The sequence below is a fragment of the Micromonospora sp. NPDC049060 genome (assembly GCF_040649055.1).
Classification (GTDB): domain Bacteria; phylum Actinomycetota; class Actinomycetes; order Mycobacteriales; family Micromonosporaceae; genus Micromonospora; species Micromonospora reichwaldensis.
In genome coordinates this window covers 31,916-56,865 of the sequence record NZ_JBEZEV010000034.1, presented here as the reverse complement: position 1 = coordinate 56,865, position 24,950 = coordinate 31,916, and the positions used below count along the sequence as shown (strand labels likewise).

General features: G+C 71.4%; 15 protein-coding genes. 6 read left to right on the top strand and 9 right to left on the bottom strand.

Features of this window, described 5'->3' with window-relative positions; all coding sequences use genetic code 11:
* Positions 1 to 119: 119 nt before the first annotated feature.
* Positions 120 to 3,029: a BTAD domain-containing putative transcriptional regulator gene (locus AB0B83_RS15085; protein WP_357578691.1), complete on the bottom strand. Its 2,910-nt coding sequence runs from the start codon at positions 3,027 to 3,029 to the stop codon at positions 120 to 122.
* 91 nt (positions 3,030 to 3,120) lie between these two features.
* On the opposite strand from AB0B83_RS15085, the gene AB0B83_RS15080 reads away from it, so the two are divergent.
* The 4 genes from AB0B83_RS15080 (at position 3,121) to AB0B83_RS15065 (ending at position 5,529) form a co-directional block, all read left to right on the top strand.
* Positions 3,121 to 3,846 (top strand): hypothetical protein, encoded by a 726-nt coding sequence (locus tag AB0B83_RS15080; RefSeq protein ID WP_357578690.1) that lies wholly within the window; start codon positions 3,121 to 3,123, stop codon positions 3,844 to 3,846.
* A gap of 20 nt (positions 3,847 to 3,866) precedes the next feature.
* The gene (locus AB0B83_RS15075) at positions 3,867 to 4,505 is read left to right on the top strand and encodes a hypothetical protein (protein ID WP_357578689.1); all 639 of its coding nucleotides are present in this window, start codon (positions 3,867 to 3,869) and stop codon (positions 4,503 to 4,505) included.
* A gap of 95 nt (positions 4,506 to 4,600) precedes the next feature.
* Positions 4,601 to 4,777 (top strand): hypothetical protein, encoded by a 177-nt coding sequence (locus tag AB0B83_RS15070; protein WP_357578688.1) that lies wholly within the window; start codon positions 4,601 to 4,603, stop codon positions 4,775 to 4,777.
* Complete coding sequence (locus AB0B83_RS15065; RefSeq protein ID WP_357578687.1) at positions 4,765 to 5,529, top strand: SH3 domain-containing protein; 765 nt, start codon at positions 4,765 to 4,767, stop codon at positions 5,527 to 5,529. Before AB0B83_RS15070 ends, AB0B83_RS15065 begins: the two co-directional genes overlap by 13 nt.
* A gap of 74 nt (positions 5,530 to 5,603) precedes the next feature.
* Here AB0B83_RS15065 and AB0B83_RS15060 read toward each other — a convergent pair whose 3' ends face one another.
* From AB0B83_RS15060 to AB0B83_RS15025, 8 genes are all read right to left on the bottom strand, one after another.
* Complete coding sequence (locus tag AB0B83_RS15060) at positions 5,604 to 7,496, bottom strand: BTAD domain-containing putative transcriptional regulator (RefSeq protein ID WP_357578686.1); 1,893 nt, start codon at positions 7,494 to 7,496, stop codon at positions 5,604 to 5,606.
* 680 nt (positions 7,497 to 8,176) lie between these two features.
* Positions 8,177 to 8,812: a hypothetical protein gene (locus tag AB0B83_RS15055; RefSeq protein WP_357578685.1), complete on the bottom strand. Its 636-nt coding sequence runs from the start codon at positions 8,810 to 8,812 to the stop codon at positions 8,177 to 8,179.
* Between the two features lie 678 nt (positions 8,813 to 9,490).
* Positions 9,491 to 9,946, bottom strand: a complete 456-nt coding sequence (locus AB0B83_RS15050; RefSeq protein ID WP_357578684.1) for a hypothetical protein — start codon at positions 9,944 to 9,946, stop codon at positions 9,491 to 9,493.
* 211 nt (positions 9,947 to 10,157) lie between these two features.
* Complete coding sequence (locus AB0B83_RS15045) at positions 10,158 to 11,192, bottom strand: hypothetical protein (RefSeq protein WP_357578683.1); 1,035 nt, start codon at positions 11,190 to 11,192, stop codon at positions 10,158 to 10,160.
* Positions 11,113 to 15,780: a DNRLRE domain-containing protein gene (locus tag AB0B83_RS15040; RefSeq protein ID WP_357578682.1), complete on the bottom strand. Its 4,668-nt coding sequence runs from the start codon at positions 15,778 to 15,780 to the stop codon at positions 11,113 to 11,115. Before AB0B83_RS15040 ends, AB0B83_RS15045 begins: the two co-directional genes overlap by 80 nt.
* A gap of 736 nt (positions 15,781 to 16,516) precedes the next feature.
* Entirely contained in the window at positions 16,517 to 17,224 is a 708-nt protein-coding gene (locus AB0B83_RS15035) for an HAD family hydrolase (protein ID WP_357578681.1), read from the bottom strand.
* Positions 17,225 to 17,460: 236 nt separating this feature from the next.
* Positions 17,461 to 18,039 carry a TetR/AcrR family transcriptional regulator gene (locus AB0B83_RS15030; RefSeq protein ID WP_357578680.1) on the bottom strand — a complete coding sequence of 193 codons (579 nt, stop codon included), beginning with the start codon at positions 18,037 to 18,039 and terminating at the stop codon, positions 17,461 to 17,463.
* Between the two features lie 583 nt (positions 18,040 to 18,622).
* Complete coding sequence (locus AB0B83_RS15025; protein ID WP_357578679.1) at positions 18,623 to 21,331, bottom strand: glucosidase; 2,709 nt, start codon at positions 21,329 to 21,331, stop codon at positions 18,623 to 18,625.
* Positions 21,332 to 21,373: 42 nt separating this feature from the next.
* Here AB0B83_RS15025 and AB0B83_RS15020 point away from each other — a divergent pair, with 42 nt between their 5' ends.
* On the top strand, positions 21,374 to 23,317 hold the full coding sequence (locus tag AB0B83_RS15020; protein WP_357578678.1) for an amylo-alpha-1,6-glucosidase: 1,944 nt from the start codon (positions 21,374 to 21,376) through the stop codon (positions 23,315 to 23,317).
* Between the two features lie 139 nt (positions 23,318 to 23,456).
* The gene (locus tag AB0B83_RS15015) at positions 23,457 to 24,788 is read left to right on the top strand and encodes a glycosyltransferase family 4 protein (protein ID WP_357578677.1); all 1,332 of its coding nucleotides are present in this window, start codon (positions 23,457 to 23,459) and stop codon (positions 24,786 to 24,788) included.
* Positions 24,789 to 24,950: the final 162 nt, after the last annotated feature.

Genomic DNA, 24,950 nt, shown 5'->3' with positions numbered 1-24,950 from the left:
CGCGGCACCGGCCGTGCGTGCCGGCGCCGCTGGTGGCGCCCCCGCGGATCCCGGCCAGAGCGGAACGTCCCGCCCTGCCAACCGCCGCGATGCGCGACCGTAGCCGCCCGCGACGATGATCAGCCGGCACCCGCCGGCCGGCGTCCGCCGTGCACCTCCGAGCGCGCGGTCCGCGCCCGCAGCTCGGCACGGACCTCGTCGGCCTCGGCGCTACCCACCTCGGTGAACAGGGCCAGCGCCAGCCGGAGCTGTTGGATCCCGCCAGCGGGGTCACCGCGCCGGAACAGCATCCGGCCGAGCCGGCGCAGCGCCACCGCCTCGCCGTGGCGGAAGTCGGCCCGCCGCATCGCCTCCACGGCCAGTTCGGCGTACCGGACGGCCGGACCGACCTGTCCGTCGCCGAGGCACGCCTCGGCCAGGGTGCCCATCAGGCTGCCCCGGTTGCGCTCGTTGAGCGGTACGCCGGCGACCGCCAGGCCACGCCGCAGGTAGTGCAGCGCCGAGCGGTAGCGACCGAGCAGGCACTGCACCTCGCCGAGGTTGCCCAGCGCGTTGGCCTCGATCTCCGGGGCGGCGCTGCGGCGGGCGAGGCGTGCCGCCGCCCGGCAGTGGCGGATCGACTCCTCGTAGCGGCCGGCCAGGCGGTACGCCATGCCGATGTTGCCCTTGGTGGCGGCGCAGGAGCGCAGGTCGCCGAGCCGCTGCCGCAGCCGCAGGCTGCGCGTGAAGCACTCGGCCGACTCCTCGTACTCGCCGGCCATGCCGTGCAGGACGCCGAGTTGGTTGAGCGCGCGGGCCTGGCCCTCGTCGTCGCCCACGGCACGGCTGATCTCCAGGCCGCGGCGCAGCAGGCGCGTCGCCTCTTCGGTGCGGTGCAGGTGGAAGTAGGCCACCGCCAGGTCGTGCAGCAGACCCGCCTGCGCCACCCGGTCGTCCAGCCGCTCCGCCGCGGCGATCCCCGCCTGGTCCACGGTGATCCAGTCGCCCACGTGACCGCGCATCTCGAAGAACAGGAAGAGGCTGTCGGCCAGCTCGACGCCGGCCCGCGCGGTGGCCGCCGAGGCGGCGGACTGGACGACGGCCGCCACCAGGTTCGGCCGTTCGGCGACCAGCCACTCCAGCGCCGCGTCGGCGTCCACGAAGTGTGCCGGGCCGCTGATCGGCGCCGCCCGGGTGCCCGGACGCAGCAACGCCACCGCGTGGCGGGTCCGCTCCAGGTAGTGCGTGAGCATCCGGTTCAGGGCGGCCGTCCGCTGCGCTCCCGTCTCGCCCTCAGCCCGCTCACGGGCGAAGAGCCGGATCAGGTCGTGCAGGGCGTACCGGTTCGCCACGGGCTCGTCGAGCAGTCGCGCGTCGACCAGCTCGTCGAGCGCGTCCAGCGCCGACGGCACGTCGACGTCGAGCAGTGCCGCGGCCACCGCGCAGGTGACGTCCGGGCCGTCGACGGCGCCGACGAGCCCGAACAGCCGGGGCGCCAGCGGATGTGTCAGGTGCTGGTAGCTGACCAGGAAGCTGCTGCGCACCGCGACGTCGCCCAGGCGCAGCTCGTGCAGCACGCGATGCTCGTCGCGCAGGCGGTCGTCGAGCGTCGCCAGGGTCCAGTTCGCTCTGGCCGCCAGGCGCGCGCCGGCGATCCGGATCGCCAGGGGCAGTCCGCCCAGCCGGCGGACCAACCGGGCGGCGGTGTCGGCCTCGGCGTCGATCCGGGTGGCGCCGACGAGCCGGCGGAGCAGTTCGACGGCGTCGGCGTCGTCGAGCACGTCGAGTTCCAGGTGGGTGGCGCCGTCGACGTCGCTGAGGCTGCGACGGGACGTCACCAGGACCGCGCACCCGGCGCCGGCCGGGATCAGGGGCCGCACCTGCCCGGCGTCGTACGCGTTGTCGAGCACCAGCAGCAGGCGCCGGTCGGCCAGCAGCGACCGCAGCGTGGCCGACGCCTCGGCCACGTCGACGGGGATCGCCGTCTCGGCGACACCGAGCGTCCGCAGGAGGCGGCCCAGCGCGTCCAGGGGCGACACCGGGAACACGCCGGCGGTGGCACCGCGCAGGTCCACGTAGAGCTGCCCGTCGGGGAAGGAGTCGGCCACCTGGTGCGCCGCCCGCACCGCCAGCGCCGACTTGCCGACCCCCGCCGGTCCGCTCACCACGCACAGCGGCATGCCGGATCCGGGCCCGGTGCTCAGCGCGTCCCGCAGTGCCGCGAGGGCCCGCTCCCGCCCGACGAGCGTCGGCACGGTGTGCGGCAACTGCCGGGTCGCCGTAGCCGCCGGTCCGGGCGCGCGGGTGTCGGTCGGCGCCGGCTTCGCCGCCAGTTCGCCGAGCCGGTGCAGCACCGGGCCCGGTTCCAGTTCGAGCTCGTCGGCCAGGGCCCGACGACAACGCCGGTAGGCGTCGACGGCCTCGCCGCGGCGCCCGAGGTGGTGCAGCGTCATCACCTGCTGCTCGGCGAAACGCTCGTGCAACGGGTACCGCGCGACGAGTTCGTCGAGAACCGCCAGCATCTCGTGGTGCCGGCCCAGGTCCAGCCCGACGTCGACGTACTCCTCGTACGCCGTCAGCCGCTGCCGGTGCAGCCACGCGACGTTGACTCCGAAGCTGCCCAGGCATGCCACGTCGGCCAGTGGGTCACCACGCCACAGGTCCAGCGCGCACCGGTAGAGCGTGGCGGCCTTCTCGCTCAGGCCGGACCCCGCCGCCGCGCGGGCGGACTCCAGGAGGGCGTCGAACCGGGACACGTCCAGTTCGGCCGGGTCGACCGTCATCCGGTAGCCGGGCGGGTCCGACGCCAGCCGGTCACCCACGAGCTGCCGCAGGCGCCACACGTGGAGCTGGACGTTCTTGCGCGCGGTGCGGGGCGGCTCGTCACCCCAGAGCAGGTCGACGATGTCGTCGACCGCAGTGGCCCGGTTGGCGTGCAGCAGCAGCGCAGCGAGCACCGCCCGCTGCCGGGGCGGACCGGCGGGGACCGGCTCATCGTCCGCGCAGATCTGCACCGGACCGAGCAGCCCGAAGGTCAGCCGACCACCCATACCCCCGAAGCATAGCGGTCCATCTATACCAGAAATAGAACGGCGGCTGGGAGGCTGCGCCGCACCTCCCCCCGGGAAAGGAGATCCTCCCGTGTCTGATCGCAACGTCGGAGAGCGACTGCCTGTCTGGGTGCCGGCGATGTGGGCCGCCGTGCTCGTCGCCGCGCTGCTGGTGCCGGCCGGCCCCGCCCACGCCTCACACCCCAACCCCTCCTCCACCCGTCACCTGCACAACATGCACTACGCGACGTCCGGATCGTCGGCGGGCGCCAACGACGAGCAGTTCTGCGTCGAGTCCACCGACACGTCCAAGGTCAGCCACAGCGCGGCACGCGCCTTCGTCAAGCAGACCCTGACCGAGATGGGCTCCGGGAAGGTCTGGGACGGCCTGGGCAACTGGCGCATCGACCTGTGGGCCACGAGCAGCAACTGCACCTCGTACCCGGCCTCGACCCGCAACACCATCGAGATCGAGGTCCATTACGGCTGGGACTGGAGCGCACGCTGCGGCGCCCCCGTGGGCTACTACAACTGCGTCGAGCACGACAACCCCGTGTGGGACGCCGCCCAGGGCCACTACGACAGCCAGTGGGCGTACGTCTTCCTGGTCTTCAGCTCCGGCGGACGCCTCGACAACGTGGGACGGGGCTTCATCAACCACGAGTTCGGGCACGTCTTCGGGCTGGCCGACGACAACGGCAACTGCAATCCGCCCAGCCTCATGCACAGCACCGTCGTCGGCTACGGCTGCGGCAACTGGACCAACTGGTACCCGAGCCCGTCCGACTTCCAGTCCGTCCTGAACGTCATGGCCTGACGTTCCCGCGAGGAGTCACGATGGCACGACACGCCCTCAGGAACCGCCTGTTGACCACGCTGACGGCCTGCCTCGCGTCGGCCGTCGCGGCCGGAGCCGTCGCGGTGTCCGTACTCGACCGCGACCACGGGCACGACCACGACGACCACGCCCACGTCGACACCACCAACGGGCTGCTCGTCACCAACCGCTCGTCGCTGCGGATGTGCGTCGAGGCCGGCGGCGGCGCCGACGGGCAGGCCATCCACACCGACCTGCTCGCGGGACTCGATCGGGCACGTCAGGACCCGAACTGGACCGGCGCCTACGGCAGGGCGCGCTTCGACCCGGCGACGGCACTGACGTCCGGCTGCCCGGCCCCGAACCTTCCTGACCGGGTCGAACGCACGACGGTGGCCGGACCGGGCCTCACCGACGATCCGAGCCCGTACCGCGTCTGGGTCTACGTCCTCGACGATCCCACCGCCGACCGGATCCTCGGCGTCGGCCGACCGGCCGACGTGGCGACCGCCGAACTGATGCGCGAGGCGACCAGCATGTGGCCCGTCTCCACGGCCCTGCTGGTCCGGCGTAGCCACCTGACGGACGCGGCCGCGGTGGCGCCGACGCTGCGTGCCGCGCTGGGTCTCGTCCGGGCGCACCAGGAACCCGCCCCGTGAACACCCTCCGGCCGGCACCGCCGGCCGGAGGCCGGCGTCCCATCCCGCCCGATCCCGCCCTCGCGGCCGATCGGAACGACTCGAAGGAGAGGCACATGCAACCATCGCCCTCCCCGGCCACCCACCACACCGTACGGACCACGCTGAGCCCCACCGGGCGGCACGCGACACTCATCAGGGACTTCAACGGCCGGTACGACGCCGGCGCCGACGGCATGAACACCAGTTGCACACTCGACTACACCCGGGGGTGGTACGCATGGGCCGCATGACCCGTGGGCTGATCGCACTGGTGGCCGTACTCAGCATCGGGTACGCCGGCGGCCCGGCCGCCGCCGTGCCGGCCAGGACCGACGTGAAGGTACCGGCGGCCCAGGCCGCGTCGGACGCGGACGAGGTGGGCATCCAGGCCACCGCCCGTTCCGTACGCTGCGCCGGAGCCGCCCGGGCCGCCGGCTGGACCGGCGAGAACCTGGTCATCTCGGTCGCCGTGGCGCTGGCCGAGTCGCAGTGCGTCGCGGGCGCGCAGGGCTACAACGGCCCGACGTCCGGCTGCCCCAACGGTTCCCTGGACCGGGGTGCCTGGCAGATCAACAACTGCTACCACTCCTGGGTCACCGACGCCTGCGCCTACGAGGTCTACTGCAACGCCCGCGCCGCCCACGACATCTGGGGCTGGTCGGGCTGGAGCGCGTGGGCCACCTACACCAACGGCTCCTACCGCAACTACCTCACCGAGGCCCGCGACGGCGTGAACAACTCCGGCGGCGGGGTCTACGGCACGGTCAACACCGGCGGAGACCCGCTGAACGTCCGCTCCGGCCCGGGCACCTCGTACGCCCTGGTCGGCACGGTGGCCCACGGCACGACCGTACGGATCATCTGCCAGACCCGGGGCACCCGCGTCTGGAGCGACGTCTACCAGTACTGGACCGACATCTGGGACAAGATCGGCGACGGGCGGTTCGTCTCCGACGGCTTCGTCCACACGGGCTCGTCGGGCACGGTCGCCCCGAGCTGCTGACGCCGGAAACACGATCCCGCGCCCGGGTGAACAGCCCGGGCGCGGACCCGGGCGCAGCGGCGGGTCGCCACCGGTCAGGCGACCAGCGGGCCCACCCGCCGGCCCGTCGACGCGCCAGCCGCCGACCTGGGCTCGGCGGCCAGCTCGGCCGCGTACTCCCGCACCAGCGCCGGCAGCCGGTGACGCCCTGGCTCGTTCGAGTGGGGCTGGAGCAGGTGCGCGTCGGCCAGGTCGTCCAGCGCGCGGTCCAGCCGGGCGGCGGAGATCCCGAGCTGCCGGGCGACCCGCTCGGGCTGGCGCAGCGCGTCGGGTGCCGCGCCGAGCAGGGCGAGGATCCGCCCGGCCATCTCGTCGTCGGTGCGGACGGCGGCGACGGCGGTGGTCAGGCTGCCCCGCACCGACAGGTCCTCGTAGTCCAGCAGGTCCAGCCGCTCCCGCCTGTCGGCGAGCTGACCGACCAGGGCGCCCACCGACATGCCCGGTCGGGCCGCCAGGCGCGTGCCGGCGACGCGCAGCGCGAGCACCGAACCAGCGCAGAGACGCACCAGCTCGCCGGTGGCGGCCGGGTCGACGCGCAGCCGCTCCGGGCCGGCGAGCGTCCCCAGCAGCTCGCGCGCGTCGGCGGCGGCGAGCGGGCGCAGCGTCACCCGTCGTACGCCGTCCAGGCTGCCCAACCGGCGCTGCGCGACCACGACGAGGCCCGGACCGGGCCCGGCCGGCAGCAGCGGGCGGACCTGGGCGGCGCGGGTGACCCCGTCCACCACCAGCAGCAGCCGTCGCCCGGCCACCAGCGACCGGTACCAGCCGGCCCGCTCGTCGGTGCTCACCGGCACCTCCGCGGGGTGGACGCCGATCGCGCGCAGCACCCGGGCCAGCACCTCACCGGGGGCCGCCGGGGTCCGGGTGTTGAGGTCGACGTAGACCTGCCCGTCGGAGAAGTCGGCGGCGACGGCGTGCGCGGCGCGTACCGCCAATGCGGTCTTGCCGCTGCCGAACCCGCCGGTCACGACCACGGTGGCGGGGGTCGGGGCACGCAGAGCGGTGGTGATCTCGTCGGTCTGCCGTCCCCGGCCGACGAAGGTGGCCACGCCCGCCGGCAGCTCACGGGGCACCACCCAGCCGGCACCCCCGACGAACCTGGACGGGGGCGGTGCCACCCCGGCGGCGTCGGGCAGCGAGGCGACCGGCGCGGTCGTCGTCGTGACCGGTGCGGTCGGCGGGGTGTACGCCAACTCGGGTGCCCGGTCGAGCATCGCGCGGTGCAGGGCGGCCAGCTCCTCGCCCGGCTCGATGCCGAGCTGCTCGTCGAGCGTGGTCCGGGCGTCCCGGTAGACGGTGAGCGCCGCCGGGACGTCCCCGCAGCGGTAGAGGGCCAGCATGAGCTGTGTCCAGGCCCGCTCGCGCAGTGGGTGGGCGGCGAGGTGCCCGCGCAGCTCGGGCAGGAGGTGCCCGTGCTCGCCGGCGGCCAGCCTCGCCTCGGCCAGTTCCTCGAAGACCTGGAGGCGCTGCTCGTCGAGGCTGGCCCACCGGTTGTCCAGCGCGGTGCCTCTGGGCAGGCCGTCGCCCGACACCCCGCGCCACTGCGCCAGCGCGGCGGTGAGGGTGCCGACGGCGCTGGCCGGATCGGCCGTGGCGAGCAGGGCCCGCCCCTCGCCCGCCAGCCGGTGGAACTGGGTCACGTCCAGCTCGTCCGGCGAGAGCCGCAGCTCGTACGCGTTGGGGCGGGCGACCAGCCGGTCGCCCAGCTCCCGCCGCAGCCCGGCGGCGTGGGAACGCAGGTTCGCCACCGCGGAGGCGGGTGGCACGTCGGGCCAGACCATGTCGGCCAACCGTGACAACGAGACCGGGCGGTTCGCCTCCAGTGCCAGGCCTGCGAGGACCGCGCGACGTTTCGCCGCGCCGGGCGTGACGAGCTGGCCGTCGACGCACAGCTCGACACAGCCCAAAAGCCGAATCTGTAGTTTCATGGTGCCGCTCCCCCGTTGAACCTTGAGCGCGCTCAGGCTAAGTGGGGGGTTCCGCACGGAACAAGACATGCGGAGAACGGCAGATGGTGACTAACATCAATGTCAGTCGGCGGCGTGTCTCCGTAACGAGATCTGTCAGGGAAACGCTCCCGTCGATCCTTGACGCGGTGTGACGGCCTCCTGTCGACCCGGGCCGGCCAGGCGCCCAAAATACCCGACGCCGTGAGGTGAAACACCGCCGAGGGGCCGCCGACAGTCCACACCGCAGCGGGCGGCACGCCAGGCAGCCGAATGGACCGCTGGCGCCCACCGGCCCGGCTTGGTCACCGGCAGTCGTTCGAGGAACAGCCGCCCGTTGGACGGAGGCGCCCCGGCCCGGCCAGCCTGTCGCGACGGGAACCGTCCGGCGACGAAACGAAGAGGGTGGGCCCGCCGCCGCGGCGAGCCCACCCTCCCGGTCACAAGGGGCCGGTCATCCGGTCTGACCCACGAGCTCCGGCACCGACCGGTCGATGCTGACCGTGAGCGGACCGTCCTGCTCGGATCCCGGAACACCCACAGCCCGGTCGACCGTTCGGCAGAAGGCGAGCCGGTCGCATCGCGACGAAGCCAAGGTATCCAACTGTCGCCCGTTCCCCCATGAGCACTCCCTGCCGACGCCCGCCCGGAGAGGACGGCAATCACCTCGCTTCAACCATGCCAGCGTTGGGCAGGACGACGGCAAGCGCACTCCGCACGAGTTCAGCCTGCTGCGCACGATAGTTGTCGAGATCCTCTGTGGCTCTCAGCCAGAACCCCCCGTTCTCCAACGCCGCCACCTCGGCGAATGCTCCCGAAGCGCGCAGGCCCGCAACTCCCCCCAACCGCACTCCGACCTCTTCTGGGAGAATGGTGATCCAGCCGTAGCCGCGCAACCGACTCCTGGAGATTGGAACCGTATCGCGCGACCTCAGGTGCAGTTGCGCTTCCAAGGGGCTGCTGAAGACGGTGTCGAGGAACGAAATTCCGCCATACGACGGGTTCGCCTTCTCTGCCATTTCACGCAGAAAGGAGAGCGCCTCACCCCACCGTTTGCCACTACGCCGCAACTGCGGTTTGGTCACCATTGACAAATTGAGCCAGGCACGATCTCCGTCTACCCGCTCACAGGAGACGACCGTGGACGGAAAGCTCGGTACCCCTTGAGGACCAAGCTGCTGCGCCTCGAACGAGGCGAAGGAGGGCAACCTGATCAGCGCGTCGAGGAAACCTTGCCAAGATTCAGGCGAATACTCCTGCCGCAACTCTACGCGCCCCTCGAAAGGGGTAATGAACATCGCGGCGCCTGTCCGCCCCTCCAGGGAGTGACCATGGCCCGCGCCTGATCTCGAATTCCCGACAAGGCTGGCCGCCAGGACACGAAGGCCAGCTTCGAACCATTCGCGCAGGAGACTGCGCGCCAAACCCCCGTCGGATTCGACTTCAACCGTAAGTTGCATAACCGTCGGCACATACGGTTGAGGACCAGTCGGCCATTGCCCGACGAACCGCCTGTCCATCACGCCCCTTCCGTCAGATGACACCAACTGCACGAGCACTTGACTGAGCCGTCATCATTCTTCGATCGCCACGGAGCCGAGCGCCGACGACATCGGGACCTCCATTGCCGGAACGACGAACACCACTGGACTGCCGTAGGGCGGCCCGGCACGGGCCGCCCTACGGGAGAATCACCTAGACCGACAGCGCCTGCCCTTTCGCGTTCACCCGCCTACCTGACCAGATCGTAGTCACCGCGACGACCAGGCTCTACACCCCGGCCCGCGCCGCCTCTCGCGCCGGCACCCGCGGCACCGACGCCGACGCCCGGGCAGAGGAAGTAGCAGACTGCCGCAGCCCCGACGCCGACGAGACCCGCGACTATCCACCCACTGACCGGGTCATCCTGCACCGGCTGGTCTATCTCCAGGATTCGACGATGGTTGTTCGAATGGTAGTTCTTGGTAGCCGCCAGATCATGGGCCTCGTTTGCCTTTTGTCGGCGAGGGTCGTTGAGAGGCACCGGCAGCCCGTTGTCTTCCACCGTATAGCGCTCGACGCCATTCTCCTTCGGGTTGCGGGGTAGGGTCGGAATAGACGGTCACGATCTCGTTCGGGGCGTTCGGCACAACGCCGACGTTGGGCGACGGGAATGCCGGGCCAGCCTTGACCACCTGATTCTTGTTCAATGGGTCGTTGGCGGCGTCGGCCATCCCGCTCTCAAGGCTCTGCACCGCAGCCGCATTGGACTGACCAGCCGCCTTGAATTCCCAAACCCAGGTTTCCTTCACTTTGTGCCCTGACGCGATGCTGGCGCAATTCCAACATACCAGATCCGGACCCGCATTCGACCGCTGGTTAGCAGTGATGGCGGCACCTGGGTACATCGCTTCGAGGTCCAGCACTCGAAGGGCGATCGCTGTGTCGCGCATGTGAGTCGCCACCGATTTGGGCGCCGTCCTCCGCACCCAAAGGCCGATGGCCGTCGTACTCGACCATTGTCACCGGGTTTCCTCCGCCAAATGCATAGCGGTTTCCAGTGAACGGGTCGGTGCCGAGCTGCATGTCGTCGAGGGCGCCGTTGTAGCTGTCCCGCGACAAGAACCGGTTGAGGCCGGGATTCTAGTCCCGGAAGCCCATGTCCTACGACTCGGAGTTCTGGTCCCAGCGCTTCGAGTTGAAGCGGTAGGCGCTGTACGGCTCCTTCGCCGGATCCGCGGCGTCGGGCTTGTCGATGCCGGTGAACTGCGCGTCGTCGTTCTTGCCGTAGGCCGTGTAGCCGTAGGTGGCCTTCGTGTCTCCGGTCTCGTCGGTCAGTTGCTCGACGTCGGTGTGCCGGTTGTAACCGTAGTAGGCGTCCTCTTCGCTGCCGTCGTCCTTGTGGGTGATCTGCGAGAGTCGCTGGCCCCACGGCGAGTACTGGTACGACTTGGTCACCTCGCCGGCCACCGCCTCGTTCAGGACCTCGCCCGAGAGACCGAGGTAGTTGAACGTCGTGGTCTTCTCCTTGGCGCCGCCCAGGTCCGTCGTCTTGGTCGTCGTCCGGTCCAGCGGGTCGAACGTGTACTTCGTCCGCGATGTCCCCGTGCTCGTCGTCTTGCGGTTCTCGATGACGTGGTCGAAGCCGTCGTAGACGTTCCGCTCGATGACAGTCCCGGCCGCCGTGACCGTGTCGAGACGGCCGAAGGGGTCGTAGTTGTAAGCGGCGGTCGCACCGCCGGTCGAGGCGGTGAGCAGCCGGTTGCGGTCGTAGTTGAAGGTGGTCGTGGCGTTCTTGATCGTCTGGTTGATGACGTTGTTGTTGGCGTCGTGCATGTATGTCTCGGTGTCGGCGCCGTGACCGGTCTTGACCAGTTGGGACAGGCGGTCGCGCGGGTCGTAGGTGTAGGCGCTGGTGGTGTCGAGGTACGCCGCGTTGTTGTCGGCGTTCATCTTCCTCGCGGCGTCCCGGGTGCGGTTGCCGTTCAGGTCGTAGGTGTAGGTGTGCTCCGACACCAACGTCCCGTTGGGCTTCTTGTCGGCCTGGGTCTTGAGCGCCCCGTCCAGGTAGTAGGTGTGGTCAACGGTGTTCCCGTTGCCCTTGGTCATCCTCAACAACTCACCACGGTCGGTGTATGTGAGGGTGGTGGTCTTCTTGTCCGGGTCCGTGGCGGACTTGCCGTTGATCACCGTCGACACGAGGTCTCGCGGGTCGTAGGTGTAGCTGGCGTACTGGCTGTCGTGGGTGGTGGTCTTCGGTGCGCTGTTCTCGTTGTAGGTGTAGGTGGTGGTGTTCTTGACCGTCCCCGACTTCTTCTCGACGACCGTCTGTACCTGGTTCAGGCCGGTGTAGGCGACCGAGTAGGTGTCGACCCGGGCATTGGGCGACGCGTCGGTGATGGTTCTGGAGGTTGCCGTTCGGGTCGTACCGGTAGGCGTAGTCGACCCTCTCGTCGTCGGTCTCACCGGTGTTGTTCCGCACCAGCTTCACCGCGTCGGCGACGACTGTGCCGCCGGCCTGGTCGGACAGCGACACCCTGTGGCTGTTGCCCTCGGTGAAGCTGTACGAGCCGAGGCTCACCCAGGCGCCGGCGTTGGCGGTCTGGTTGACCGTCCTCACCGTGTTGCCGCCACCGTGGTTGACCGTGAACTTCGCGTCGGTGGCGGCACCGGACACGCTCGGGTAGCGGACGAACGCCTCGTACGTGCCGGCCTGGGGCACGTTGAGCTGCCAGGTGAAGGCGTTCGTGCCGGTCCCCGCCGGGCGGGTGACGTAGTTGTGCCCGTACTTGTTCGTCGCCGAGGTGGCCCCAGTCCAGGTGCCCGTCGCGGAGGTGTTGTTGAAGTCGGAGTTGTCGACCAGCACCACCTGCTTACCGACCGGCACGCCGTCGTCCGTGCGGGACTTCAGCTTGCCGTCCGGAAAGTAGGACCAGGTCATGGTCCGGTTCGACGATCCGCCCGCCGACGTCACCGTCCGCGCGGTCTGCTCGCCGAGCTTGTCGTAGTCGTAGGACGTGACGATGTCCCACGGGTCGCTGCTGGTCTTCGTAAGGCCATTGTCGAAGTAGCTGTACGTCGTGTCGTTGCGGACCGACTCACCCGCCGACGGCGGTATGCTGACCTTCGCCAGTCGGCCCACGAAGTCGTACTCGTAGGTGGTGACGTCCGCCGTCTTGTAGCGGGCGTCGTCCTTGTCGTACGCCGTGCGGGTCTCCTTCGCCCGGTTCAGCTCGTCGTAGACGGTGACCGTGGCGAAGTCGTCCGGGTCGTCCGTGGTGGCGACGCCGCGCGGGCTGACCACCCTGGTCCGGTTTCCGACCTCGTCGTACTCGTACTTCGCGGTGCGGTAGGTGATGGTGCCGGCGTCGTTCTTGTGCGGCACCTTGACCTGGCTCGGCATGCCCCGCGGGTCGAGGGTGACCTCGGTGGTGTTGCCGAGTTGGTCGGTGGTGGCCTTGACCAGGCCGTCCCGGTCGTACGTGCTGGTGGTGAACTTGCCCAGCGCGTCCGTGGTCCTGGTCAGCCGGTGGGACCAGTCGTACTCGTAGAGGATGGTGTAGTCATCGGTCGCGGCCGAGGCGTTCTTGACCGGGTCGATCACCTTGCGGACGTTGCCGACATTGTCGTACTCGTAGGTGATCCGGTGGCCCTCGGCGTTGGTGGCGGTGGTGAGCTGGTAGATCGCGTCGTAGGTGTTGGTGGTGACGAAGTCGCCCTCCTCCGGCGTCAGGTTGCCCTTCGGCTCGGTGGTGGTCACCAGGTTGCCGACCTTGTCGTAGGTGAACGAGGTCTTCCGCTCCGGATCACCCGTGACGTCGACCGGGGCCAGCGTGTAGGACAGCTGGTCGGCCTTGTCGTAGACCGCCTTGCTGACGGCGCCGTTCGGGGCGTACGACTCGTAGACGTTGTCGTTCTGGTCGTACTTCGGGGCCGGGGTGACGACGAAGTCGCCGGCGGACTGGTCCTTCGGGACGCGGTTCTCCAGTGGGCGGCCGAACGTGTCGTACGTCTGGGTGGTGTCCTTGCTGTAGGTGTCGGTGACCTTCAGGACGTTGCCGCGCACGTCGTAGACGAACGTCGTCGCCTTGTCCTTCGCGTCGGTGATGGTCCGCGGGTAGCCGTTCGGGTCGAAGTTGTCGTTGACCGTGACGTTGCCGTTGGCGTCGGTCGCCGTCAGCATCTGGCCCCACGCGTCGTACGTGTAGGAGGTCTTGTAGTCCTCCGGGTCTGTCGTGGTGTTGCCCATCGGGTCGACCACCCAGGCCAGGTCACCGTCGGCCTCGTAGCCGAAGGTGTGCTTGCGGCCCTCGGGGCTGGTCTTCCCGGTGAGCTCCGCGACGTAGCCGTTGAGCTGGCGCTGGTAGGTCAGCACCGTGCCCGGCGTGCCGTTCCTGACCGCCTCGGCGTCCTTGATCTCGGTCGGGTAGCCGGTCTTGGCGTCGTACGTCCAGGTGGAGACGGCGGTGTTGGCCTCCTCCAGCCGGGTCACGTTGTGGTCGTCGTCCCAGCCAAGCTTGGTGGTCTGGTTCTTGGCGTTGGTCGTCTCCTTCGGCCGCCCGTAGCCGTCCATCAGGTAGACGGTCGCGTGGTTCTCCGCGTCGGTGACCGTGGTCCGGATGTCGTTCGTGGCGTCCGGGTCGACGTAGCCGAACTGCGTCAGGTGGTCGAGCCGGTCCTCGTAGGACTTGGTCCGCCAGTGCCACTTCGGGTCGTCGCCGGCCTGCGGGTAGTGGTAGGTCACCTCGGTGGCGTTGCCGCGCGGGTCGGTGGCCTTGACCAGCTTGACGTTCTTGTTGCCCTGGGTCATGTCGTAGGCGAACTTGAACGTCTTCGGCGCGCCCATCGTGCCGCTGGAGCCGACGCCGTCGATCAGCTCACCGAGCAGGCCCTTGTCGGTGTACGTGAAGGTGAGCTTGCGGCCGGAGATGTCGGTGATCTGCGAGACGTGGTCGATGATCTTCGGGTTGGTCAGGTTGGTCGCACCGGACACCCGGGCCCAGGTGGTGTCGTTGATGTAGTCGTAGGTCTGGCCCTTGGCGTAGTAGTCGACGGTCAGCGTCTGCCGGCCGGTCGCGTCCGTCAGGTACCGGAGGAACTTGGTCGGCTTGTTGTTGGACTTGCGCTCCTCGTAGGTGAAGCGCAGCTCGTTGCCGTTGTTGTCGACCACGCTCGACAGGAAGCCCTCGCAGTCGTAGAAGAACTGCGTCCGGTCGGGCTTGGTGAGCACCCACGCCTTCGGCTCCTGCGTGTTGGGCTTGCACTGCACGCTGCTGTGCTTCTGCAGGTAGAGGTGCACACCCTTGGGGCTCTTCCACTCGTTCGCCGCCGCGTCCCAGGTGAACCGGTGGCTGGTGCCGTCGCCGTCGGTCAGGGTGACCTTCGTCGGGTTCGGGTTGGGGTGGAAGTCCAGGGGCGTGCCGAGGCGCATCAACGACGACGCCTGCAACGACCAGCCGTAGCCGGCGACGGTGTCGCTGGTGTCCAACGAGTTGTACGCCAGCCGGACGAAGGTCGACAGTCCCCGCGACGGGTTGCTGAACGCGTTGTACGACCAGACCGTGTTGCCGGCGTACAGGTTGTTCATCAGGGTGCCGCCGGCACCGGTGTTCTTCCCCGCGTACGAGTAGAACTTCTCCAGGCCGAGCTGGTCGGAGGTCGGCTCCTCCACCGCGATGTTCTGCGGCAACGCCTTGATCGCCGTGGTCTCGGAGAGCTTCTTGCCGGTGACCTTGTTGCGCAGCTCCCAGTCGAGCACGTAGTCGGTGCGCTTGTTGCCGTCCGACGCCGGCGGTGGGGTCTTGACCTGGGCGTTGACGTCGACCGTGCCGGCGATCGGCACGGCGGCCGGCAGCGGCGTCGGCACGTGGATGGCGGGGTCGGACACCGGCAGGCCGTCGGCCCGCTTCCACTGGTAGGTCAGCTCCCACTCGGTGGCGGCGAACGCCGCGCCGGTCGGGTTCGACACGGTGACCGGGACGGTGTACGTCGAAGCCGGCGCGAGCTGGTGCGGAGTGCTCGGCGCATGGTAGGTCGACTCGGCGGTCTGCTCGAGGTAGGTGACCTCCAGCGTCGGGCGCAGCAGCGGCTCGGGCGCCTCCGACGACAGCATCATGGCCCGCGCGGTCTGGGTGGCCTCGTTGCGCATCCGCAGCAGGAAGCCCTGGTTGCTGCCCGGCGTGGCGACCCAGCCCTTCACGGGTTCGGTGACCGCCCAGGTGGCCCACTCCGGGTCGTTGGTGAACCCGTTGAACCCGGCCTTCCAGGTGGTGTCGTAGGTGCCGCCGGGAGTGGTCCAGGCCGTGGTGGCGTTCGCCTTGTCCCAGGTGGCCGTCGTCTCGTCGAAGCCCTGGGTCAGTCTGTGGACGTCGACGTACTCGCTCTGGTTGTCGCCGGGCAACAGCGAGGTGTTCCAGATCCGCAGTTGGGCGTCCACGACCCGCGCGGTCGCCGGGATGCCGGCCAGGCTCGGGAACTTCACCACGCTGCGGGTGGTGCCGAAGTACGTCGAGTTGTTACCCACCCCCAGGTACGGGTCCCCGACGTAGCTGTCGACGTTCTCGGTGCGCCGGGTCAGCGACAGGTTCGTGTCGACCACCCCGTTGACACCGGTGGTGTCCCCGACCGCCGCCGCGTCGCGGTAGATCCGGGTGATCTGCCCGGCCTTGGGCAACATGACCGCCTGACTCGGCCCGGCCAGGACCTGCCCGTCGCGGGTCTTCACCGCGACCATGTAGTAGTAGAACTTGCGGGCCATCGGGTCGGTGTTGTCCGCCGCCGTCGGCACCGCCGTGGTGTCCTGATAGGTGTACGTGCTCGTGCCGACCGGGGCGATCAGCGTCGCCGCCGACGGCCGGAAGTCCTGGTCCAGTTACCGGGAGGACCTGCTGTCCGCGACCACCGGAACCGGGTGGCGACGCCCAAGGCGGCGCTCTGTGACGGCGGGTCTTCCGCCGTCAGGCGGCGCGACGGAGAGGCGGGTCTTCCGCCGTCAGGCGGCGCGACGGAGAGGCGATTCGCCGGGGGTGCCAGGACCGGGGCCGCAACTCCCCGGTCCTGCCCCCAGCCGTCCGGCGTCGTAACGGACGCACCGCGTGAGCGCGTGGGCGTGGCACGCCGCCCACGCCGGGCTCGACGCGGCGAGCCTGCCGCCTGCACTCAGCTCCGTGTGCCCGGCAACCGGACTTCGGCACGCTCCCGGCCCACCCCGAAGGGCCGTGAGCGCCGAATCAGGCTAGGCGTGCCGCCGGGGCCCGGACAAGGACGAGCCGGGGCCGAGGCGGCGTGATTGATGCCAAGGTGGAAAAGCGGCATGTCGACGTAACACGCCCCTCGGGGCCAACGCTGTTTCCCGTCGAGGCGACCATTGTGTCCGGTACGCCGCCGCCGCTCCCCGGACGGCCCGGCTGCGGCTTCCCGGCGGCCCGGCCCCGGCTTCCCGGCGGCCCGGCCCCGGCTTCCCGGCGGCCCGGCCCCGGCTTCCCGGCGGCCCGGCCCCGGCTTCCCGGCGGCGCAGCCGCGGCTCAGAAGTGGCGCAGCAGATCGGGAAACGCGGACAGCCGCAGCACGCCCGGGTCGGCCGGGTCCAGCTCGTCGTGCTCCAGCACCCAGGTGTTGTCGTTGGGGATGAACACGGCGTTCAGCCCGGCGGCGCGGGCGGGCAGGATGTCGGACTTCGGGGAGTTGCCGATCATCCACGTGACGGCGGGGTCGACGCCGTGTTCCCGGACCAGCCACCGGTAGGTGTCGACGTCCTTCTCCGGCACGATGTGCGCGGCCCGGAAGTGGTGCAGCAGACCGCAGGCGTCGAGCTTGCGCTGCTGCTCCTCGCGTTCGCCCTTGGTCAGCAGCAGCAGGTGGTGCCGGGCGGCCAGGACGTCCAGCGCCTCGGCCACCCCGGGCATCAACTCCACCTGGTGCGCGACCAGGGCCGCCGCCAGCTCCTCGATCTCGCGCCGCTCCGCCTCGGTCGCGGGCCGCAGCCGCAGCCGCTCCAGGCACTCCCCCAGGCTGCGCAGGAACACCTTGCTGCCGTAGCCGTGCGCGACCGCGTTGGCCCGCTCGATGTCGTCCAGGATGGCCCGGGTCTCGGCCCGGTCGAGGGTCGGATGGTCCAGCCACTCCAGGAAGTCGTCGATCACCCGCTCGAACAGGACGTTGTTCTCCCAGAGCGTGTCGTCGGCGTCGAAGACGAGCACCTGCCCGTCGCGGCGGCGAATCGCGTCGCCCATGCCTCCCCCTCCCCATCCCTCCCCGCGATGCGACTCCCGGGCCCTGCTGGCGGGGGCGCACCCAGCTGATCTTGGACAGTTGCCGTGCGGTGCGCACCGTAACTGTCCAAGATTCCGAGCGGCAAGCGAGTTGCGAGCGGTCGGCGGGGCGGCGGGGCCGCGCAGGTTGTGGCCGGGGAGGGGCCGGGCCGCAGGGTCCGGGGGTCGGGCCGCGGGGTTGGGGTTGGGCTGCGGGGTCAGGGGGCGGCGAACACACCGGACATGATCATTTCCTCGCGCTGTTCCTGGACGTCCGGGCGCAGCCGCCCGCCCCGCGTCAGCATGACCGTACCGTGCAGCAGCGCCCACCCGACCTCGGCGAGGGTGTCGGGGTCGCGGCCGGCAGCCAGTGGCGTCAGGGCCGCGCGCAGCTCGGCGGAGGCCGCCCGGGGCGCCCCGGGCCCCGGCTCGCGGCCCAGCGTGAGGTCCGAGGTGTGCGCGAGCATCGCGTCGTAGACCTCGGGACTGGCGTACGCGAAGTCCAGGTAGGCCGTCACCACGGCCGGCCACTGCCCGCGTTCGCCTCCGGTGGCGGTGTCCCGGGCGGCGGCGAGCGCGGCGGCCAGGTCGGCGAAGCCGAGCACCGCCACGGCGGACATCAGCGCGGCCGGGTCCGGGAAGCAACGGTAGAGGGCCTCGATGTCGATCCCGGTCCGCTCGGCGAGCCGGCGGTGGGTCACCGCTGCCCATCCCTCGGCCTCGGCCAGCTGTCGGGCGGCCAGGACGAGGCGCTCCCGCTCGGCCGGCGCGGCGTCTGCTTCCTCTGCTGGCGACACGCCGCCGATGCTAACGACCGTCACCGCCCGTGAGGCATCCGCGACGGATTGACGACTCTGCGCCCGTCGCGTCGCCGTCGCAGTCACCGTCGCCGTCGCCGTCGCCGTCGCCGTCGCCGTCGCCGTCGCCAGAGATCTTGGTACCGGAGCGCCCCCAGAGGGGCCGATTCCTGCCAAGATCTGCCCCGTTCGCCTCGCCGTGCCGTGACCGTTCGGGGAGCGGGCCGGCCGAAGCGAGCCAGGACGGGCCACGCGCGGCGGAACGGGGGCGCGGCGGGACAGGCCGAGGGCAGCGGGGGCGGGCCGACCCCCGTACGCGCCGGCACGGCGGCCTGGCTCCGCCCTGACCCGCCTGCGGCACGGCGGCCTGGCCCGTCTACGGCACGGTAACCACGGCCCGCGTCCGGCACGGCGGCACAGCCACGCCTGCGGCACCACGGCCCGCATCCGGCACGGCGGGCACGGCACGGCGGACACGGCGGGCACGGCACGGCGGACACGGCGGGCACGGCACGGCGGACACGGCGGACACGGCACGGCGGACACGGCGGGCACGGCACGGCGGGCACGGCCCCGCCCGGGGTCAGCGGCGCAGGGTGAGGATCAGGTCGGCGACCAGGGCCGTCCAGCCGGTCTGGTGCCAGGCGCCCAGCCCGGCGCCGTTGTCGCCGTGGAAGTACTCGGGGAAGCAGATCAGGTCCCGCCAGTCCGGGTGGGTCTGGAAGAGCTGGGCGGCGCCGTAGATCGGCCGGCGGCCCCAGCCGTCGCGGGTGAACAGCGAGATCAGCCGCGCGGAGAGGTCATCGGCGATCTCGTCGAGGGTCCGCTTCACCCCCGACCGCGTCGGATACTCCACCTGGAGGTCGTCGCCGAAGAAGGCGGCGTAGTCGCGCAGCGCGCTGATCAGCAGGAAGTTGGTCGGCATCCAGATCGGGCCGCGCCAGTTCGAGTTGCCCCCGAACAGGCCGCTTGTCGACTCGGCCGGCTCGTAGCCGACGCTGAACTCCTGGCCGCCGAGGGTCACCGAGAACGGCTTGTCGAGGTGGGCCCGGGACAGCGTGCGCAGGCCGTACTCGGAGAGGAACTCGTCGGTGTCGAGCATCCGGGCGAGCAGCCGGGCGATCTGCTCCGGGCCGACCATGGACAGCAGCCGGTGCTGGCGGCCGTCGGGGCCGAGCCGTCGGGCGCCGATGACGTCGGCGTACTCGGGGCGGTTGGCGAGGAACCAGCGCAGCCGGGCGTGCAGCTCGGGCAGCCGGTGCAGGGTGTGGGCGGTGAGCCGGGTCGTCGCGGCCAGGGGCAGCAGGCCGACGACCGAGCGGACCTTCAGGGGCACCTTCGAGCCGTCGGCGAGGCGCAGCACGTCGTAGAAGAACGCGTCCTCGGCGTCCCACAGCCCCTGCTCGTACGCGGCGGCGGCGATGTAGGCGAAGTGCTCGAAGAACTTGGTGGCGGTGTCGACCCAGGTGCGGTCGTGCTCGGCAAGCACGACGGCGATGTCCAGCAGGTTCAGCGCGTACATGCCCATCCAGCCGGTGCCGTCGGACTGCTCCAGCACCCCGGCCACGGGCAGCGCCGCCGACCGGTCGAACGGGCCGACGTTGTCCAGCCCGAGGAAGCCGCCCTCGAAGACGTTGTTGCCGCCGGTGTCCTTGCGGTTGACCCACCAGGTGAAGTTGAGCAGCAGCTTGTGCATCACCCGGGCCAGGAAGTCGTGGTCCCGGCTGCCGTCGATCTCGAAGACCTTCAGCGCCGCCCACGCGTGCACCGGCGGGTTCACGTCGCCGAACGCCCATTCGTACGCCGGGATCTGGCCGTTGGGGTGCAGGTACCACTCGCGGAGCAGGAGCAGCAGTTGCTCCTTGGCGAAGCCGGGGTCGACCCGGGCGATGCTGACGCAGTGGAAGGCCAGGTCCCAGGCCGCGTACCAGGGATATTCCCACGGGTCGGGCATGGAGATAACGTCGAAGCTCGCCATGTGCCACCAGGCGCTGTTGCGCCCGTGCCGGCGGCCCGAGGGCGGGGGCGCGGAGCCGGGATCGCCCTCCAGCCAGCGCTTGACGTCGAAGTGGTAGAACTGCTTGCCCCACATGAGCCCGGCGATCGCCTGCCGGGCGATGAGGGTCTCGTCCGGCGTCGCGGCGGCCGGGATGACGCCGGCGAAGAACCGGTTCGCCTCCGCCCGCCGGGCCCACACCACCGCGTCGAAGCCGTCACCCAGGTCCGCCGGCGGGGGCGGGGCGCCGCCGGGCGGTGGGGCGGTACGGGTCAGCCGCAGTCGGATCCGCCGCTGCGCCCCGGCCGGCACGTCCAGCACGTAGTGCAGCGCGCCCTTGGTGCCCTCCCGGGCGGGGTTGACCGTCGGGGCGCCGTCGACCACGTGGTCGTTGATGCCGTCCTTCGGGTAGGCCGAGCGGCCGGGCAGCCCCCAGAGCCGTTCGGCGTTGGTGTCGTTGTCGCAGAGCAGCGGCGTGGGCTCCCCGTCGCCCTCCAGCAGCAGCTGACCGAGCACCCGGTGCTCGCCGACGAGCCGCGATCCCTCGCCGACCAGCCGGGGCACCCGGTCGCCGCCGGGCAGCCCCCACGCCCAGGTGTTGCGGAACCAGAGGGTGGGCAGCACGTGCAGGATGGCCGCCCGGTCGCCCCGGTTGGCGACGGTGACGACGACGCACAGGTCCGTCGGGGTGGCCTTGGCGTAGTCGACCGTCACCGCCCAGTACCGGTCGTCGTCGAAGATGCCGGTGTCGACCAGCTCGTACTCGGTGTCGTCCCGGCCGCGCAGCGCGTTCACCGCGACCAGTTCGTCGTACGGGAAGGCGGCCTGCGGGTAGTGGTAGCGCCAGCGCATCCACGAGTGGGTGGGGGTGGAGTCCTCGTACCACCAGTACTCCTTGGCGTCCTCGCCGTGGTTGCCGCCGTCGCCGCCGAGGCCGAACATCCGCTCCTTGAGGATCGGGTCCCTGCCGTTCCACAGGGCGAGGCCGAAGCAGAACGTCTGCCGGTCGTCGCAGACGCCCGCCATGCCGTCCTCGCTCCAGCGGTAGGCTCTGGACCGCGCGTGGTCGTGCGGGAAGTAGTCCCAGGCCGTACCGTGCTCGCTGTAGTCCTCCCGTACCGTCCCCCACGCCCGCTCGGACAGATAGGGACCCCATGCGCGCCAGTCCTGTTCCCCGGCGTCGGCCTGAGCCAGCCGGAGCCGTTCGGGGTCGGGCGCGTGGTCGTCGGGGGGCGGCACGTCGGTGATCACTCGCACATCTTCGACGTCGCCGGGGGACTTCACCACAGGAGCCATTCTCGTCGTGGCGTGTTGCACCCCGCCGCCGGTGGAGGAAAGTTGATCGACATTCGCTTCGGCCCGCAGGTGTGCGGCGACCTGACCGGCGGCGCCGCCCGGGAGTGGCTGGTCACCGACGGTCTCGGCGGCTACGCCACCGGCACGGTCAGCGGGCTGCGCACCCGCCGGTACCACGGGCTGCTCGTGGTGGCCGGCGAGACGCCGGCGTCCCGCCGCGTGGGACTGGTCGGCCTGGACCCGGCCGTGCTGTTCCCCTCCGGTGCCCGGGTGCGCCTGGGCGCGCACGAGTGGGCCTCCGGCGACGTCGACCCGCGCGGCTTCGAGCTGCTGGAGCGCTTCGACCTGACCGACGGCCTGCCCCGGTGGCGCTGGCGCGTCGGCGACGTGGTCATCGAGCGGGAGCTGGCGATGACGCACGGCCGCTCCTGCATGGCCGTCGTGCACCGGCTCGTCTCCGGCGGGCCGGTGCGGCTCGAACTCGCGGCGGCCTGCACCTGGCGGGACGCGCACGGCGAGCGCCGCGCCGACGGCCCGGCCCCACGGGTGGAGCCGGTGCCGGGCGGGGCGGTGGTCGAGGGCTCGTTCCGGCTCGCCGGGCCGGACTGGACCCCCCAGGGACAGTGGTGGCTCGGCGCGCACCACCGGGAGGAGGCGGCGCGGGGCCTGAACCCCGACGAGGACCTCTGGTACGCGGGCCGGTTCTCGGGCGAGCTGGAGCGCCCGGGCGACACGGTGTCGGTGCTCGCCTGGGCCGGTGAGCTGGCCGAGGAGCCGCCGCCGGCGACCGAGGTGGTCGCGGCGGCCCGGGCCCGCAACCGGCGGGTGGTGGCCGCGGCGAAGCCGGCCGACCCGGTCGAGGCGACGCTCGCGCTGGCCGCCGACGCGTTCGTGGTCCGCACCTCCACCGGGCCGGACGTGGTGGCCGGCTACCCGTGGTTCGGCGCCTGGTCGCGGGACACGATGATCTCCTACGAGGGGCTGTTCCTCTGCACCAACCGGGCCGACGAGGGCCGGGAGCTGCTGCGGGCGTACGCGGCGACGCTGTCGGAGGGGATGCTCGCCAACACCGCCGACACCGGGCGGGTCGAGTACAACACCGTCGACGCGACCCTGTGGTTCCTGCACGCGGTCAGCCGGCACGTCACCGTCACCGGTGACACCGACCTCGGCGACGAGCTGCTGCCCGCGCTGCACGGGGTGGTCGACGCGCACCTCGCCGGCACCCGGTTCGGCATCGCCGTCGACCCGGCCGACGGGCTGCTCACCCAGGGCGGCACCCCGGGCACGGCGCTGACCTGGATGGACGCCCGGGTGTACGGGGTGCCGGTCACCCCGCGTACGGGCAAGCCGGTGGAGGTCAACGCGCTCTGGGTCAACGGGCTGGCGGGCCTGGCCGAGCTGACCGAGCTGGCGGGGCGGGACGCGGGCGAGCTGTGGCGGCTGCACGAGCGGGCCGGCGCCGCGTTCCGGCACCGGTTCCCGGCCCCGACGGGCTGGCTGCACGACGTGGTGGACGCGCCCGCGCCGGCGTACCCGCTGGGTGGGGCCGCGCAGCACGACGACGACCTGCTGCGCCCCAACCAGCTGCTGGCCTGGTCGCTGCCGTACGCCCCGCTGGAGCCCGACGAGCCCACCGTGCGCCGGGTCGCCGGCGGGCTGCTCACACCGCTGGGCCCGCGCAGCCTCTCCCCCGACGCACCCGAGTTCGTCGGGCGGCACCGGGGCGGTCCGGCCGAGCGGGACGGCGCCTACCACCAGGGCACCGTCTGGCCGTGGCTGCTCGGCCCGTACGCCGATGCCGCCCGACGGGCCAAGATGCCGGTCGATGACCTTTTCGTCGGCATCGAGACACATCTGACCGAATATGGCCTAGGATCGGTGAGTGAGACGGCCGACGGACTCGCGCCGCACGCCGCCACCGGGTGCCCGTTCCAGGCGTGGTCGGTCGCCGAACTGCTGCGCGCCCGCAGGAACGGCCGGTAGCGCTTTACACGACCGCAACGGCGGCGTCTCCGGCGGTTAGCCAGCCGCCAGCAGGATGGGTCCCGATCCAGTCCCGACCGTCACGGGCACCGCTCCGGTGTCGGCGGCGCGCACTCGGGGACAACTCAAGGGGGCCGCATTGTCACCTGACGCCGACGTGATCGACATCCATCCCGCCCGGCGACAGCGGGTGCTGATGCTCTCCTGGGAGTACCCGCCGGTCCTCGTCGGCGGGCTCGGCCGGCACGTGCACGCCCTGTCGGTCGCCCTCGCCGCCGCCGGCCACGAGGTCACCGTCGTCACCCGCCACACCGACGGCGCACCCCTCGAGGAATACGCCGACGGCGTCCGCATCGTCCGCGCCGCCGAAGACCCCGTCACCTTCCCCCTGGCCACCTCCTCCCTGCTCGCCTGGACCATGGCCTTCAACCACACCCTCACCCGCGCCGCCCTACGCGCCACCGAGGCCGGCACCTACGACGTCATCCACGCCCACGACTGGCTCGTCGCCCACACCGCCATGACCCTGCGCGAACACCTCGACATCCCCCTCGTCAGCACCATCCACGCCACCGAGGCCGGCCGACACCAGGGCTGGCTGCCCGAGGAGATGAACCGCACCATCCACGGCGTCGAACACTGGCTGAGCAACGCCTCCGCCCGGGTGATCGTCTGCTCCGGCTACATGCGCGAGCAGGTCGCCACGCTCTTCGACGTGCCGGCCGGGCAGGTCGACGTGGTGCCCAACGGGGTCGACGACCGGGCCTGGCGCGCCCGGCCGGGGGCGGTCACGGCCGCCCGGGCCCGGTTCGCCGGCGACGGCCCGCTCGTCGGGTACGCCGGCCGGCTGGTCTACGAGAAGGGCGTGCAGCACCTGGTGCACGCCGTGCCGTACCTGCGCGACCGGCACCCCGGGCTGCGGGTGGTGATCGCGGGCGACGGCCCCTACCGCGGCGAGTTGGAGGAGGAGACCCACCGCCTCGGGCTCGGGCAGACCGTACGCTTCGCGGGATTCCTGGACTCGACCCGGCTCCCGGCGCTGCTCGGCGCCACCGACGCGACAGTGGTGCCAAGCCTCTACGAGCCGTTCGGGATGGTGGCCCTGGAGGCCGCGGCGGCCGGTGCGCCGCTGGCCGTGGCCCGCACCGGCGGCCTCGCCGAGATCGTCGAGCCGGGCGTGACCGGGGTGACCTTCCCGCACAGCGACCCGGGCGCCCTCGGCGTGGCGGTCGACCAGCTCCTCGGCGACGAGGTCTTCGCCCGGCGGGTGGCCCGGCGGGCGCGCGCCATGGTCGGCCGTCACTACGGCTGGACGACCATTGCCGCCCGGACCGCCGGCACGTACGCGACGGCCGCCCGGGAGCACGGCCCGACGCAGGCCCGGCGCGCCGCCGCCCGGCTCGGCGGGGCACGCCAGAAGATCACCATCCCGGAGGGGAACCTGCTCGCGGTCGGCGGCGCCGTCCGCTGAGCGGGCCGTCGCCGCCTCCCCGCCGTCCGGTGGCCGACAGACCGGCCCCGTCCGCCGCCCGGCAAGGGCATACTTCCTGCCGGTGCGGCAGATCCACCCACCCCTCCCCGCCACCGTCCCCGGTGGACCGTCCGGGCGATGCCCCTGCGGAGCGTCGGCGAA